The 15,920-nt window shown below is 35.8% G+C and carries 15 protein-coding genes; 13 read left to right on the top strand and 2 right to left on the bottom strand.

What is annotated here, in order from left to right:
• Positions 1 to 92 precede the first annotated feature (92 nt).
• The 7 genes from rpsA to ACODH8_RS06930 all read left to right on the top strand — a co-directional run bounded on the left by rpsA (position 93) and on the right by ACODH8_RS06930 (position 6,568).
• Complete coding sequence (rpsA, locus tag ACODH8_RS06960; RefSeq protein WP_332465260.1) at positions 93 to 1,274, top strand: 30S ribosomal protein S1; 1,182 nt, start codon at positions 93 to 95, stop codon at positions 1,272 to 1,274.
• Between the two features lie 122 nt (positions 1,275 to 1,396).
• Complete coding sequence (gene der, locus ACODH8_RS06955) at positions 1,397 to 2,707, top strand: ribosome biogenesis GTPase Der (protein ID WP_332465261.1); 1,311 nt, start codon at positions 1,397 to 1,399, stop codon at positions 2,705 to 2,707.
• 239 nt (positions 2,708 to 2,946) lie between these two features.
• Positions 2,947 to 3,222 carry an HU family DNA-binding protein gene (locus ACODH8_RS06950; protein WP_086343077.1) on the top strand — a complete coding sequence of 92 codons (276 nt, stop codon included), beginning with the start codon at positions 2,947 to 2,949 and terminating at the stop codon, positions 3,220 to 3,222.
• Between the two features lie 195 nt (positions 3,223 to 3,417).
• On the top strand, positions 3,418 to 3,660 hold the full coding sequence (locus tag ACODH8_RS06945; protein WP_332465262.1) for a GlsB/YeaQ/YmgE family stress response membrane protein: 243 nt from the start codon (positions 3,418 to 3,420) through the stop codon (positions 3,658 to 3,660).
• Positions 3,661 to 3,705: 45 nt separating this feature from the next.
• Positions 3,706 to 4,746: a hypothetical protein gene (locus ACODH8_RS06940; protein ID WP_332465263.1), complete on the top strand. Its 1,041-nt coding sequence runs from the start codon at positions 3,706 to 3,708 to the stop codon at positions 4,744 to 4,746.
• A gap of 21 nt (positions 4,747 to 4,767) precedes the next feature.
• Positions 4,768 to 6,021: a tetratricopeptide repeat protein gene (locus tag ACODH8_RS06935; RefSeq protein WP_332465264.1), complete on the top strand. Its 1,254-nt coding sequence runs from the start codon at positions 4,768 to 4,770 to the stop codon at positions 6,019 to 6,021.
• Between the two features lie 4 nt (positions 6,022 to 6,025).
• Positions 6,026 to 6,568, top strand: a complete 543-nt coding sequence (locus ACODH8_RS06930; RefSeq protein WP_332465265.1) for a YpiB family protein — start codon at positions 6,026 to 6,028, stop codon at positions 6,566 to 6,568.
• A gap of 26 nt (positions 6,569 to 6,594) precedes the next feature.
• Here ACODH8_RS06930 and ACODH8_RS06925 read toward each other — a convergent pair whose 3' ends face one another.
• Both ACODH8_RS06925 and ACODH8_RS06920 read right to left on the bottom strand, forming a co-directional pair.
• The gene (locus tag ACODH8_RS06925; protein ID WP_332465266.1) at positions 6,595 to 7,593 is read right to left on the bottom strand and encodes a D-2-hydroxyacid dehydrogenase; all 999 of its coding nucleotides are present in this window, start codon (positions 7,591 to 7,593) and stop codon (positions 6,595 to 6,597) included.
• Between the two features lie 100 nt (positions 7,594 to 7,693).
• Entirely contained in the window at positions 7,694 to 8,593 is a 900-nt protein-coding gene (locus ACODH8_RS06920; protein WP_332465267.1) for a LysR family transcriptional regulator, read from the bottom strand.
• A 201-nt stretch (positions 8,594 to 8,794) separates the two neighbouring features.
• Here ACODH8_RS06920 and lpdA point away from each other — a divergent pair, with 201 nt between their 5' ends.
• Genes lpdA through ACODH8_RS06890 form a run of 6 tightly spaced genes read left to right on the top strand, consistent with a single transcriptional unit; the run spans position 8,795 to position 15,919 of the window.
• Positions 8,795 to 10,201, top strand: coding sequence for a dihydrolipoyl dehydrogenase (lpdA, locus tag ACODH8_RS06915; protein ID WP_332465268.1), 1,407 nt, complete (start codon positions 8,795 to 8,797; stop codon positions 10,199 to 10,201).
• Between the two features lie 23 nt (positions 10,202 to 10,224).
• Entirely contained in the window at positions 10,225 to 11,268 is a 1,044-nt protein-coding gene (locus tag ACODH8_RS06910; protein WP_332465269.1) for a PTS sugar transporter subunit IIC, read from the top strand.
• An 18-nt stretch (positions 11,269 to 11,286) separates the two neighbouring features.
• On the top strand, positions 11,287 to 12,390 hold the full coding sequence (locus tag ACODH8_RS06905) for a thiamine pyrophosphate-dependent dehydrogenase E1 component subunit alpha (protein WP_332465270.1): 1,104 nt from the start codon (positions 11,287 to 11,289) through the stop codon (positions 12,388 to 12,390).
• Positions 12,391 to 12,392: 2 nt separating this feature from the next.
• A complete protein-coding gene (locus tag ACODH8_RS06900; RefSeq protein WP_332465271.1) occupies positions 12,393 to 13,370 on the top strand; it encodes an alpha-ketoacid dehydrogenase subunit beta in 978 nt (325 codons plus the stop codon).
• An 18-nt stretch (positions 13,371 to 13,388) separates the two neighbouring features.
• Positions 13,389 to 14,990 (top strand): 2-oxo acid dehydrogenase subunit E2, encoded by a 1,602-nt coding sequence (locus ACODH8_RS06895; RefSeq protein WP_332465272.1) that lies wholly within the window; start codon positions 13,389 to 13,391, stop codon positions 14,988 to 14,990.
• A 17-nt stretch (positions 14,991 to 15,007) separates the two neighbouring features.
• Positions 15,008 to 15,919 (top strand): phosphate acyltransferase, encoded by a 912-nt coding sequence (locus ACODH8_RS06890; RefSeq protein ID WP_332465273.1) that lies wholly within the window; start codon positions 15,008 to 15,010, stop codon positions 15,917 to 15,919.
• The last annotated feature ends 1 nt before the right edge of the window (position 15,920 follow it).

Here is a 15,920-nt window from a genome sequence, read left to right as displayed (position 1 = left end):
GAACATTTTACTCTAGTAAAGTGTTTTTATTTTAGGTAGAATAGTAGTAAGCAGTAAATGAAGACGAATTGTTGTTGAGGAGGAAAGCAAAGATGACAGAGCAAATGAACGAAGAAATGTTAAATGCTATGGCAAGTGTACAAGAAGTAAAAGTTGGAGATTTAGTCCAAGGTGAAGTCTTAACAATTGATGAGAACAAACAAGCAATTGTTGGTATTATCGGAGCTGGAGTAGAGGGTGTTATTCCATTAAAAGAATTATCAACAGTAGCTGTACAAAACGTTACTGATGTAGTAAATATTGGTGATATCATAGATGTAGTGGTTATTTCTGAAATCGGAAAAGATAAAGAAAATGGTAGCTACTTACTATCAAAACGTCGCGTTGACGCGAAAAAAGTTTGGGAAGATATTGAAGAAGCTTTCAAAGCTGGTCAAACAATCGAAGCACCTGTAACAGATGTTGTTAAAGGTGGATTAGTTGTTGATGCTGGTGTACGTGGTTTCGTACCTGCTTCAATGGTCGATGTTCACTTTGTTTCTGATTTTTCAGAATTCAAAGGCCAAACATTAACATACAAAATTATTGAAATTGAACCATCAGAAAACCGTTTAATCCTTTCTCGCCGTGCTGTTCTTGAAGCGGAACAAGCAGTTGCTAAGAAAGAAATTATGGATAATATTTTAGCTGGTGATATTGTTGAAGGACGTGTAGCACGTTTAACTAACTTTGGTGCGTTTATCGACTTAGGTGGAGTTGACGGATTAGTTCACGTTTCTGAAATTTCATATAGCCACGTGGTTAAACCTGAAGATGTATTATCTGTGGGTGACGTTGTAAAAGTTAAAGTATTAAGCATTGACCCTGAAAAAGAAAGAATTTCACTTTCTATTAAAGAAACATTGCCTGGACCTTGGGATAATGTAGAAGCAGACGCTGCAGTAGGTTCTGTTTTAGAAGGTAAAGTGAATCGTTTAACATCGTTTGGTGCTTTCGTTGAGATTTTACCAGGTGTTGAAGGATTAGTTCACATTTCTCAAATTTCTCATAAACATATTGCAACACCACATGAAGCTTTAGAAGAAGGCCAAATGGTAACTGTTAAAGTTCTTGATGTAAGTAAAGAAAACAAACGTATTGGTTTAAGTATCAAAGCTTTAGAAGAAAAAGAAGAAGAAGTTGTAGTTGAAGAAGAAACTTATGTTATGCCTGAAGAATCTACTGGATTCACATTAGGTGACATGATTAATCTTGAACCAACTGAAGAAGACTAATAAATTCTTAAGAAAAGTCGGCTAGTTGCCGGCTTTTTCTTATTTTCATCATCTTTTACTTGCAAGAGCATAAAGTATCGTTTAAACTTTATAAGGATAAGAAAGTATAGGAGGTGGCCATATTGGCAAACCCAACATTAGCCATCGTTGGAAGACCCAACGTAGGAAAATCAACATTATTTAACCGTATTGCTGGGGAGCGTATTTCGATTGTAGAAGACATTCCTGGTATTACAAGAGACCGTATCTATGCTCATGGAGAATGGTTAGGAAGAGAGTTTAGTATCATCGACACAGGTGGTATTGAAATGAGTGACGAGCCTTTCATGGATCAAATTAAGCATCAAGCTGAGATTGCCATGGAAGAAGCAGACGTGATTATGTTAGTTGTTAGTGGACGTGAAGGGATTACGGACGCTGATGAGTACGTATCAAAAATTCTTTATAAGAGTAATAAACCAGTTATTTTAGCTGTTAATAAAGTCGATAATCCTGAGATGAGAAATGATATTTTTGAATTTTATTCTCTTGGATTAGGTGACCCAATTCCTGTTTCAGGAAGTCACGGTCTTGGTTTAGGAGACGTATTAGATAAAGCGTGTGAGCACTTTGCTAATGTTCCAGACACAGAAGAAGATGACGTGATTCGATTTAGTTTAATCGGTCGACCAAATGTAGGAAAATCATCATTAATTAATGCTATTTTAGGTGAAGAGCGTGTTATTGTATCAGATATTGCCGGAACAACTCGTGACGCGATTGATACATCATTTACTTCTCCTGATGGTCAAAAATTTGAGATGATTGATACAGCTGGTATGCGTAAAAAAGGAAAAGTTTACGAAAGTACTGAAAAATATAGTGTGATGCGTTCAATGCGTGCTATTGATCGTTCTGACGTTGTTTTAGTTGTTCTTAATGCTGAAGAGGGAATTCGTGAATACGATAAACGTATTGCAGGATTTGCCCATGAAGCAGGAAAAGGAATTATTATCGTTGTGAATAAATGGGATACTCTTGAAAAAGATAACCATACAATGAAAAACTTTGAAGATGATATCCGTAGTGAGTTCAGATACTTAGATTACGCACCAATCGCCTATGTATCAGCTAAAACAAAACAACGTTTACACACATTACCTGAAATGATTGAAACAGTTAGTCAAAATCAAACTTTACGAATCCCATCATCTGTTTTAAATGATGTGATTATGGATGCAGTAGCCATCAATCCAACACCAACAGATAAAGGGAAACGATTAAAAATCTTTTATGCAACTCAAGTGGCGATTAAACCACCAACTTTTGTTGTTTTTGTCAACGAAGAAGAACTAATGCATTTCTCTTATTCAAGATTTTTAGAGAATCAAATCAGACGTGCTTTTGAGTTTGAAGGAACGCCAATTCGTATAATTACTAGACGTCGTAAATAGAATTGTGCATTTTATCATAGTTGGTTTTCTTTTTCAACACGAAAGCTAATAATTGAAAAAAACTAGATAAAAAACGCTAAAAGCATTGCTATCACTTGATTCTTATGTTATCTTTGTTTAAGAAATATTATTTAGAAATATTTCCAACCGTCATTTTTGGACCACTCAAAAATGACCGCCTAAAAATATGATGTCAATAATAAACATCAAGATACCTTTTCAAGGAGGTGAAAGATAACATGGCAAACAAAGCAGAATTAATCGAAAAAGTTGCAGAAGCAACTGGATTAACTAAAAAAGACGCAACTTCATCTGTAGATGCTGTTTTTGCTTCAATCCAAGAATTTTTAGCTGAAGGCGAAAAAGTTCAATTAATTGGTTTTGGTAACTTCGAAGTTCGTGAGAGAGCTGCCCGTAAAGGACGCAACCCACAAACTGGAGAAGAAATCCAAATTGCAGCAAGTAAAGTACCTGCGTTCAAACCAGGTAAAGCACTTAAAGATGCAGTTAAATAATGAAACTAAAAGAACCCTTGTATTTCAAGGGTTCTTTCTTTGTTTTATGGATTAGTTCCTACTAAAGGGGCTTAAAAAGGGCAATTTTAACATAATCTGATTATTGTGTGAAGATTTTGTTTAAATCTTTAGACAATGATTGACGATTCGTTAATAAAAACCGTACAATATAAGTAAGATATAGGAGGGATTATTATGAGTTGGATTTGGACATTAATCGTCGGTGCTGTGATTGGGGCGATTGCAAGTGGATTAGTAGACAAAAGAAATTCAAAAGGTTGTCTATTTAATATCATTGCAGGTCTGTTAGGCTCTTCATTAGGCCATAAGTTATTTGGGGCTGATTGGGGTGGACATGCAGCTGGAATGGCTATTATTCCATCGATTTTAGGCGCAGTTATTGTTGTTGCGGCTCTATCACTAATTACAAGACGTTAAAGATCCTAAACGGGGTCTTTTTACTTACTAGAGGAGGGGAAAGAAATGAGACGAGACTTTATAAAAGAAAATCAAACAAGTGAAGTCGTTTATGCAGAGTCTTTAAACCGACTCATTAGTCATAATCATTATTTTTCTTTTTTAAAACAAGCTCCTAGTGTTTTATTTATTAGTACCCAAGCTTTTTATGAAAATTATTACGATAGATTCGGCTTCTTGTTTAACGGAGAAGGAACCTTTAACTGGTACATTTGTCCAGATACGCCTAATCTTAACAATATTAATACATATCAACGCATTTTGACCTATGTAGAGGAAATGAAACTACCAACTGGAACGGCTCTTGTAGCAGCAGGTAGTGACAAAATACATTATCTATGTAGTATTTTAGAGCAGTCTTCTATTTACCTAAAAGGTTATACTTACATCCCAACTTCGATGAGTGGTTTTTTAGCAGGTTTAAGTGGAAAAGGGAAATTAGTTAATGAGCAGAATATCGTAACCAGTGAATGTTTTACTTTGCCAGAAAGATTGATTTACGATACAATGTTGAGTGAATTAGAAGCACCAGACAAGTGGACTGAAGACTTTTTCCAGTTGTTAAAGCTATCTCTTTACTCTAATAATGATTTATTTGAGTTATTATCAGCTATCTCTTTTCACGAGCAACGACCTTGGACACCCTACGTTGAACAAGTTATCGATTGTTTTGAAAAGGAAACATTAGAAAATGACCTAATGATTGGTAGTCTTAAAAAAGGCTTTTATCAATTAACCGAATCACACTACATCACATTACAAGAGAAGGAGCAAATTAGCTTTTTACTTTATTTTTTATGGTGTTTAAAAAAGGAAACTATTTCTTTTGATTTTCCTTTAATGGTTAAGTGGTTAAAAGAAGTAATGGGTAGTTCATTGTCATTACCTAAAGTCATGAATACTTATGAATTAGCAGAGAGTATAACGATGGAATTAGGAAGACTGGATAAAGGTGTTAGTCTGAGTCAAATTGGTGTAATGAAAGAAAGTCCATTACCTACAATGGAAGAAATGTATCATGTGATAGAGAGTTATCGCGAAATTTGAAACAATGAAGGAGATTTTTACATGTCAAATAGTAAAGAAATGCTACAAGCATTATCAAATGGAGATTTAGTAGCAGCCCAAGTAGCTTTTGAGAAAGCCAGAAAAGAAGATTTACCTGAAGAGAGGTTTCAATTAGCGGATAATTTATTCCAATTAGGATTTATGGAAGAAGCACAAACACTGTATGAAGGTTTATTTGAAGAGTTTCCAGAAGAAGAAACCTTAAAAATATCTTTAGCTGAAATCGCTATTGAAAATGATGATTTAGATAAAGCATTTAACTATTTAGAGTCAATTGAGGAATCAAGTCCTTTATATGCACAAAGTTTAATTACTCAAGCAGACATTTATCAAGTCTTGAATATTCCAGAAGTAAGTGAGAGCAAGCTAAAACAAGCTAAAAAACATTTACCTCATGAGCCATTATTAGATTTATCATTAGCAGAACTTTATTTTTCATCAGAAGACTATAACCGTGCTATTGACACTTATAAAGAGTTACTCATTGTATTTAACGGCAAAGAAGCACCAATCAGCTTAAATGAGCGTATTGGGGTGGCGTATTCACGTATTGGTCAATTTGAGGAAGCTGTGACTTACCTTGAAAAAGCCATTGAAGAAGAAGAAACAGTGGAAAGACTCTTCCAATTAGCTTTAACTTTCTACCAATTAGAAGAAAATGAGCGTGGTATTGACTTATTAAACCAAGTCCGTTTAATGGATGCAGAATTTAATCAAGTTTATTATCCGTTGGCTCAAATCCTACACGATGAAGGTCGTCATGAAGAAGCTATTGAAGTGATTGAAGAAGGTATCATGCAAAATCCTTATGAAACATCACTTTACCACTTAGGTTCTGAAACGGCTTATCATTTAGGTGATAAAGATCAAGCCAAATCATATCTAGAAGAAGTTATTTCTTTAGAAATTGACGCTGATTTATCAAAAATTCGTTTAAGTGAGCTATTATTAAAAGAAGAATCATATGATGAAGTTGTTGAATTAATGGAAAGTTTAGAAACCAAAGAGCAACCATTAGCAGAATGGATGATAGCACAAGCTTATAATGGTTTAGAAGAGTTTGACAAAGCGAGTGCTTCTTACGAAAAAGTCAAAGATATTTTAGTGGATGAGCCAGACTTTGTTAAAGATTACGGCTTATTCTTAAGAGAAGAAGGACAAATCGACGAAGCAAATCAATGGTTAGCTCGTTACCTAACTTTAGTTCCAGGAGATATTGAAGTTGCTTCATTAATTGATGAAGAAGGGTGGTAATCTTATGATTGAATTATCAGCTAAGAAAAAATTTTTAAGTTGGGTAATTCAGTGTATTCCTTTAAAACGAAAAGAAGCTTACTGGATGTTAAACTATTTATTAAAGCATGAAGCTCTTTTACAACATGTCACTTTTGTTGAAAAGGCACTAAGTACACCACGCGGCATTTTAATAACGGATCACAGTGTAGCTGGTCTTGGTTTAGAGATGAGAAAAGGGAATAAATTGATTGAGGATAGTCAAGAAATTTACAGTGAACTTCGAAATAACAAAAAAGATGAGCTGTATTTAGAAATTAATTTTGTAGAACGAGAAAGTTCTTATCTTTACTCTGAAATAATTGAAGAGCACGGCTATCAAGAAACCACTCAAGAAGAGCAGAATGAATTTTTTGATTCTTTAGATGCTTTTTTAGCTGAAGAAGAGATAAAGTTAAAGAAAAGAAATCTTCAACATGCTATTGATTTGGCTCTTGAAAATAATGACCGTGATATGTTTATCAAATTAACAACTGAATACGTTGCTTTAGATGAGAAAAGAGACTGACCTTATTAGGTTAGTCTCTTTTTGATTTATGGATTAACAATTGTTTCTGCTGTACCTGTTGTTAAAACGGATAGACACGCATCTAAGGCACCAGAGACTAAGTTAGTTACTGCTGTCTCAGTGTAAAAAGCAATATGTGGTGTGTATAAAACATCATCGCGTTTCAATAACTCTTCAAGAATTGGATCTCCTAATTCTTTATCTGCCCAATCTTTTGTTACATAAGGCATTTCGTTTTCATAGGTGTCAAGAGCACAACAAGAAATTTGATTGCTTTCTAAAGCATCGATTAAAGCTTTTGTATCAACAATCGCTCCACGTGCTGCGTTAATTAGAATTGCGCCTGGTTTCATTTTAGCAATCGTTTCAGCATTAAATAAATGATGATTATCAGCTGTTAATGGCATATGAATTGTTACTAAATCAGATTGAGCTAAGAATGCGTCAAAATCATCTACATACGTTAATGTTTTTTCTGCTGCAGGATTTTTATATAAATCGTAACCAATAATGTTTGCTCCAAAGCCTTTAAAAATTTCAGCTGTAATTTGGCCAATACGGCCCGTTCCAAGAACACCAATGGTTAGCGTACGAACTTCTCTTGATAAAATACTTTCGTCCCAGCTAAAGTTTTGTTGTTTCATTCTTTCTTGAATGGCTTGAGTGTGTCTTAAGCAGTTTAAGGCACTACTGACAGTGAACTCGGCAACTGAGTTAGGAGAATAAGCAGGAACGTTTGTTACGAGTAATCCTTGATTTTTTGCTTCTTCTAAATCATACATGTCAACACCAGCAGATCGTTGCGCAATTTGTTTAAAGCCATCAGCTTTTAAACGTGTATACATCTCTGTTGGGATTCCCATTGTTTGTTGTAAGCTTAAACCATCGTATCCTTCTAATAAATGATAAGTGTCATCATTTAGAATTTCTTGTGAAACTGTTACTTCAACATTATTATTACTTGCCCACTGTTCGGCGAAAGCCTTTTCATCCTCACGAGCACCCATCATTAAGATTTTTAACATAACATCTTCTCCTTTGTTATTTTGTATGTGATACAAATTAAGTATAGGAGATAGAGATTAATTTCACTAATTAGTAATTTCTATAGGGCTATAGATTCTATTATTCTTTGATAATTTCCTGATTGGTAATGAATTCTAAACAAAGAGCAGCTGCAGGAGATAAGGGTCTATCTTTTTTATGGACAACCACGATATCAAAGGGTTTAATCTTATCCGTTAAAGGAACCCAAGCTAAGTTAAAATCTGCAAAAGCTTCTTTTAATTGAATCGGAATAATCGCTACTAAATTATTTTGAATGACGTGATTGATTAGAGTTTCAGGGTTGTTACTCATAAAGTCAATGTCTGGTCTAAAGCCAAATTCACGAGCTTTGTTTTTTAAAACGTGCCACAAGACATAATCTTTACTCATAGAGCCAAAACGCTCATCCTTCAAATCCTTGATACTAAGGGATTTTGAACCAGCTAGAGGATGGTCATCACGCATTAAAACGTAAGCGTGGTACTTAAATGTATGTAATGTATTGCGCTCAATTTCTAAACTTTCTTCTATAATAGGGAAGGACACAATTCCAATCTCTAATTCCTCGTTAGCAACCTTTTTTTGAGTCTTAACGGAACCATTTTCTTCTATAGTAATAGAAAAGTTCGGATAAACCGACATAAACTGTTGAATCAGTGGCATATATACTGGGGAGATGACGGAGTTTGAACCAATTGTTAACTCTTTCTTCTTATAGATATGATCTTCTTCAATTTCTTCGGTTAACTCATCTAGCTCTGCAAGAATTTTTTGTCCCTTCTCAAACAAAATATTTCCCGCAGTGGTAGGCATGACTTTATTTCCCACTTGATAAATCAGTTTTGCTCCAAGTTCTTCTTGGAGTTTATTCATGTTCCAAGACAAAGTTGGCTGCGTCACAAACAGATTTTTGGCAGCATTAGAATAATTTTGTGCCTTTACTATTTCAATAAAATATCGTAATTGTCTAAATTCCATTAGATAATCCCCATTTCTGAAAAAAATTTATCCGGCTATAGATTCTATCAATTTCAAATCTGTGAAATTCCATTCTATAATCAGGGTGTAGCGAAAAATAAAGCGGTTTCTTAAAAGATAAAAGTTGTAATTTAATTAGACAAGTTAATTATAACTTACGAGAAGCACTTTATAAAGAGTAAAAGGAAAGGGAGTGTCAGAATGGTTGTCGGCGATTTTGAATCAAGTCTAGGAACAGTAGTTATAGGGTCTGGACCTGGTGGTTATGTGGCAGCGATTAGAGCGGCTCAATTAGGACAAAAAGTATCACTAATTGAGAGAGAAAATATAGGGGGAACATGTTTAAACGTTGGTTGTATTCCTTCTAAAGCTTTGATTGAAGCTAGTCATCACTACAGTAATGCCAAAAATTCTCCATTTGCAGGTATCTCATCTGAGAATACAACTTTAGATTTTTCTGAAGTGCAAAACTGGAAAGACAATCACGTAGTAAAAAAATTAACCGATGGAGTTAAGTTTTTACTAAAGAAAAATAAAGTAGATGTTCTTGAAGGAACAGGTTACTTTATGGATGAAAATAGAGTTCGTGTGATGAATGAATTCGGAGGGGATACTTATCGCTTTGAAAATGTCATTATCGCAACAGGTAGTACACCAATTGAAATTCCAGGATTTAAATTTAGAAAAAGAGTCCTAGATTCAACAGGGTTACTTAACTTAACAGAATTACCTAAAAAATTAGTTGTTATTGGTGGCGGTTACATCGGAAGTGAGTTAGCAGGCGTATTTGCCAACTTAGGAACTGAAGTAACTATATTAGAAGGTCAATCTTCCATCTTACCAAACTTTGATACAAAATTAGTTTCATTTGTAGAGAAAAACTTCAAAAAATTAAATGTTTCTATTGAAACAAATGCTTTAGCTAAAAAAGCTGAAAACGCTGAAGATAGCGTAACGGTTACTTATGAAGTAGACGGTAAAGAAAAAGAAATTATTTGTGATTATGTATTAGTATCAGTTGGCCGTAAACCAAACACAAGTGAATTAGGATTAGAAAGAATTGGTGTTGAAGTTGATGAGCGTGGCTTAATTAAAGTAGATGAGCAATGCCGTACAACGTTAGATCACATTTATGCAATCGGAGATATTATTCCAGGTCTTGCTCTAGCTCATAAAGCAAGTTATGAAGGAAAAGTAGCAGCTGAAGCCATTAGTGGACAAGATGTGGCAGTTGATTACAAAGCAATGCCAGCTGTTTGTTTCACAGATCCTGAACTTGCATCAACTGGTTTTACAAAAGCTGAAGCAATTGCTCAAGGTTATGACGCTAAAGTATCTGAGTTTCCATTCCAAGGAAACGGTCGTGCTCTTTCAATGGGTAAAGAAGAAGGCTTAGTACAAATTGTTAGTGACAAAAACACAGGTGAAATTTTAGGTGGTCAAATTGCAGGAGCAAATGCCAGTGATTTAATTTCTGAAGTAACTTTAGCAATTGAAACAAGTGCAACTCTAGAAGATTTATCATTAACAGTTCATCCACATCCTACAATTAGCGAAACAATCATGGAAGCTGCAGAAGTAGGATTAGGCTTACCAATCCATATATAAAAAAATAATAGGAGATTGATCTTATGTCAATTAAAAGTGTTAAACCAAAAGATTTTACCATGAATATTTTAAACGGTGTTGCTTTGGGAGTGGTTGTTTCCTTAATTCCAGGAGCGTTACTAGGTGAGTTATCTAAAGCGTTAGGTTGGTCATTTGCCTTAACAGCGACAGGAATTGCAGCGACAATGATGCCAATCGTGGTTGGTGTTGCTGTGGCAATCAACTTTAAGTTTACCCCTATTCAAATTGGTTCTCTCGGTATGGCCTGTGTCGTTGGTTCAGGTGTTGCACGTCTTAACCCAGAAGGTGGATTTATCTTCCAAGGTTCTGGAGACGTTATTAACACAGGGATTACAGCAGCATTCGCCGCACTTATTATCCTTTTACTAGGTGAAAAACTGAAAGCCTTTACGATTTTAGTTATTCCAACCATTGTAACAGTTGTTGGTGGTGGGTTAGGATTCTTAACTTTACCATTTGTAAAAAGTTTAACAGCAATGTTTGGTCAATTTATTGCGACTTTAACAGATTTACAACCAGTTCCAATGACAATTGCGATTGCGATCATGTTTGCAATGATGATTGTGTCACCGATTGCAACAGTAGGGATTGCAACAGCGATTTCTTTAGAAGGTATTGCTTCTGGAGCTGCTAACTTAGGAATTTGTGCTGCTGGATTTGGTCTATGTATCGCTGGTTGGAAAGCTAACGCTGTTCCAACATCATTAGCTCATTTTATTGGTTCTCCAAAAATGCAAATGGCTAACGTGGTTAAAAAACCAAAAATCATGCTACCAGTTATTTGTAGTGCAGCTATTACAGGTTCATTAGCTTCTTTCTTAGATTTACAAGGAACACCATTTAGTGCTGGCTTTGGTTTCAGTGGATTAATTGGACCAATTAACGCTTTAGCATTAAAAGCTGATGGATGGACAGTTGGAAATATCATTACAACATTTATTGCTTTCTTAGTAGTACCAGTTGTATTAGGTTTTGCTTTCAACTATTTATTCAACGAGAAGTTAGGTATTGCTAGTTCAGATGATTACAAATTAGATTTTAACTAAAGAGAGGAAGATAAAGTTATGAGTAAACAAGATTTCAAATTATTTGATGATATGATCAAAAAAAGTGAAGCAGCTATTCCATTAGTTCAGATTTTAGATGAAAAAGGAAAAATCGTTAACAAAGGAATGAAGAGTTCATTAACAGATGAAGAATTAGTTGAGTTAATGAAAGTTTTAGTATGGGGTAGAACAACTAACGAACGCTTAATCTTAGCAGGTCGTCAAGGACGTATTGGTAACTTACCTCCATCTGAAGGACAAGAAGCGTCACAATTAGCAACTTTATTTGCAATGAAAAAAGAAGACTTTGTTTTACCAACATACCGTGACATGATTCCTTTAGTTCACCATGGTATGCCAATGAAGAATGCAGTTCTTTGGTATAGAGGACATATGGCAGCAAACATTTACCCAGAAGGCGTACAAGGTTTACCACCTCAAACAATCATTGGTTCTCAAATTATTCAAGCAGCTGGTCTTGGTTACGCTTATCGTCGTGACGAAAAAGATCAAGTGTCATTTACATACATTGGAGATGGTGGATCATCACAAGGTGACTTCTATGAAGGTATTAACTTTGCAGGTGTCTTCAACTCTCAAACAGTCTTTATCGTTCAAAATAATAAATATGGTATTTCAGTTCCTCGTGAATTACAAAGTAAAGCTGGAACATTGGCTCAAAAAGCAGCAGCAGCAGGAATTCCTGGTATCCAAGTTGATGGAATGGATCCACTTGCATTATACGAAGCAGCTAAAATGGCTCGTGAATACACAATGGCAGGACATGGTCCAGTTGTGATTGAAACATTATGTTACCGTTTTGGTGCTCATACTCTATCTGATGACCCAACAAGATACCGTTCTCAAGAAGAAGTTGACGGCTGGTTAGCTAAAGACTTCTTAATCCGTATGCGTACTTACTTAGGTGAAAAAGGCCTTTGGAATGAAGATATGGAACAAGACGTAATTGATGCAACAACTCAAGAAGTAAATGAAGCTCTAGATTTAGCAGATAAAGAACCAAAAATGAAAGTATCTCAATTACTGAAAAATGTTTACGAAGTACCAACACCTCGTATCCAAAAAGAAATTGAAATGTATGAAGCTAAGGAGGAAAACTAAAGATGGCAGTTAAAAATATGGTACAGGCTATCAATGAAGCCTTAACACAAGAAATGAAACGTGATGAAAGAATCTTAGTTTTTGGAGAAGACGTAGGAACAAACGGAGGGGTTTTCCGTGTTACTGATGGTATGCGTGCTGAGTTAGGCGAAGACCGCGTTTTTGATACACCTTTAGCAGAATCAGGAATTATGGGAATGGCTATGGGAATGGCTATGGGTGGATTCCGTCCAGTACCTGAAATCCAATTCTCTGGTTTTACAATGGAAGCAATTGACGGTTTATTAGGTCAATTATCTCGTCACCGTTACCGTATGGCAGGGCGCGAAGGTGTTCCTGTAACAGTTCGTTCAACATTTGGTGGAGGAGTAGGAACTCCTGAGCTTCACTCTGATAACTTAGAAGGATTATTTGCTCAATCACCTGGTTTACGTATCGTTATTCCAAGTGGCCCATATGATGCAAAAGGTCTTTTAACAGCATCAATCAGAAACAATGACCCAGTTTACTTCTTAGAGCATTTAAAATTATACCGCTCAATTACAGAAGAAGTGCCTGAAGAGTCATATGAAATTCCATTAGATAAAGCTCACGTTATTCAAGAAGGATCAGACATTACAATCGTTACTTACGGAGCAATGGTTCACGAATCTAAAAAAGCAATTGAAAAATTACAAAAAGACGGTATCTCTGTTGAGTTAATCGACCTTAGAACAGTAGCACCATTTGATATTGATACTATTTTAGACTCAGTTAAGAAAACGGGACGTGTGGTAGTGGTTCAAGAAGCACAACGTTTAACTGGTATTGGTAACCACATTATGGCTGAAATTGCAGAAGGTGCAATGTATGACCTTGAAGCAGCAGTTGGTCGTGTGGCAGCTCCAGACAGTCACTTCCCATTTGGTCAAGCAGAATCAATCTGGTTACCAAACGCTTCAATTATTGAAGAACAAGTAAGAAAAACATTAGCTGAATAATAAATAGGAGGAGTACTCATGGCTTATATTTTTAAATTACCTGATGTAGGTGAAGGATTAGTCGAAGCAGACATCATCCAATGGTTAGTAAAAGAAGGCGACGTAGTAAAAGCAGACGACGCTTTAGTAGAAATTCAAAATGATAAATCTTCAATGGAAATTCCATCTCCAGTTTCTGGTGTGGTATCAAAAATTTTAGTACCAGTTGGTGTAGCTAAAGTTGATGAAGCTATCATCGAAATTGAAACAGGAGAAGAAACGCCTGCACAAGCTCCAGTTGTTGAAGAAGTAGCAGTAGAAGCAGTAGAAGCAGTAGAAGCAGCAGCTCCAAGCACTGGTAACTATGTATTTGAATTACCAGACGTAGGTGAAGGATTAGTTGAAGCTGAAATTATTCAATGGTTAGTAAAAGAAGGCGACGTGATTAAAGCAGATGACGCTTTAGTTGAAATCCAAAATGACAAATCTTCAATGGAAATTCCGTCTCCAGTTTCTGGGACAGTCGTTAAGATTTTAGTACCAGAAGGAATTGCTAAAGTGGATGAAGGTATTATCGAAATTAATACAGGTGAAGGTGGCCCAAGTAATCAAGCGGCACCTACAGTAGTAGCAACGCCAGCTGCAGCTCCAAAAGCTGTTTCATCAGGTGTTGCAACTGGTAAACCATCTGCAAAAGTTCGTGCTTTACCATCAGTACGTCGTTACGCAAGACAACAATCAGTTGACTTGTCTCAAGTAACACCAACTGGTCCAAATGGCAAGATCTTAAAAGTGGATGTTGATACATTCTTAAACGGTGGAGGTGCAGTTGTTACTGAAACAGTAGTGGCACCTGTTGTAACAGCAACGCCAGAAGTAGCTGTAGCTGCAAAACCTGCAAGTAAACCAGCTCCAGTATTAGCTAACAACGAAGATTGGGTTGAAAAAATGACACCAACTCGTCGTGCTATTGCTAAAGCAATGGTAACAAGTCGTACAGAAATTCCTCACGTAACAGTATTTGATAAATTACGTGCTGAAAAACTAATCGAACATCGTAATGCTTACAAAGAAGTGGCTAAAGAAGATAACGTACGCTTAACATTCTTACCTTATGTGGTTAAAGCTATGGTAGCAATGCTTAAAGCATACCCATCATTAAACGCTTCAGTAAACATGGAAAAATCTGAAATTATCCACCGCGGTAATATCAACATTGGTATCGCAACAAACACAGATCACGGTTTATTTGTACCAGTTATTAAAAATGCAGACCGTAAGAGTGTCTTTGAAATTGCAGAAGATATCGACCGTTTAGCTAAAAAAGCTTTAGCAAACGAATTAACAAGAGAAGACATGAGTGGCTCATCAGCAACTATCACTAACATTGGTGGTATGCCTGAAGCTGGTGGCGTTTGGTCTACTCCAATCATTAACTACCCTGAATCAATGATTATGGGCATCTCTCGTATCGCTGATGAAGTTGTTGTTAATGAAGAGCGTGAAATGGAAGTCGCTTCAATTATGCGCTTATCATTTGCCTTTGACCACCGTCTAGTTGATGGCGTTGAAGCGCAAAGTGCTTTAGCAGAATTCAAAAAAGCTTTAGCAGATCCAAACCTTATGTTACTTAAAAATTAATTAATGGAGGTGTACTTATGGTATTAGAATCATTCGATGCATTAAAAAAACAGCTCTCAAGTACGGCTAGTACACCTAAACGAGTTGTTGTAGCCAACGCAAGTGATGAGCACACACTTTCAGCTGTCATGAGCCTTTACAAAGAAGGTATCTTGATCCCAGTTTTGATTGGTGAAAAAAGTGTCATCCTTGAATTACTTGAGAAAATGGCTGTTTCATCAGAAACAATTAAGACATTAGACATTATTGATATCGCTGGAGACACAGAAATTGCTGAAAAAGCAGTTTCTGTTATCCGTGATGGAGATGGGGATGTGTTAATGAAAGGCCATATTCAAACGAGAGATTTACTAAAAGCAGTGGTTAACAAAGAAAAAGGAATCCGTGAGTCAAAAGCTTTATCACATGTAGCGATTAACGAAATTCCTTATTACCACAAACTGTTATTCTTAACAGATGGCGGTATGATGTTAACACCTGATGTGGATACAAAAGAAGATATTCTTTTAAACGCCTTATCATTAACTAAAAAACTAGGATACGTTCACACAAATGTAGCTGTACTCGATGCTAGTGAAAATGTGAATCCTAAACTACAAGCCTCAACAGATGCAGTTATTCTAAAAGATCGTTTTGAATCAAATGACTTTGGAGACGTAACGGTTGAAGGGCCGATTTCTTTAGACTTATCATTAAGTAAAGAAATTGCTAAAGAAAAAGATTACGAAAGTCCAGTGGCTGGGGAAGCTGATATTTTATTAGTACCAGATATTGTGGCAGGTAATCTATTAGGTAAAAGTATGGTAACTTTTGGTAAAGGTAAGATGGCTGGTTTAGTACTAGGTGCAAAAGTTCCAATTATCATTACATCAAGAGGATCAACAACTGAAGAAAAAATGAATTCATTAATGATTGCTTGTGCAATGTAAG

Origin of the sequence: Vagococcus fluvialis, assembly GCF_048815235.1 — a bacterium.
In the GTDB taxonomy this organism is placed as follows: domain Bacteria; phylum Bacillota; class Bacilli; order Lactobacillales; family Vagococcaceae; genus Vagococcus.
This window is presented reverse-complemented; position numbering and strand designations above follow the sequence as displayed.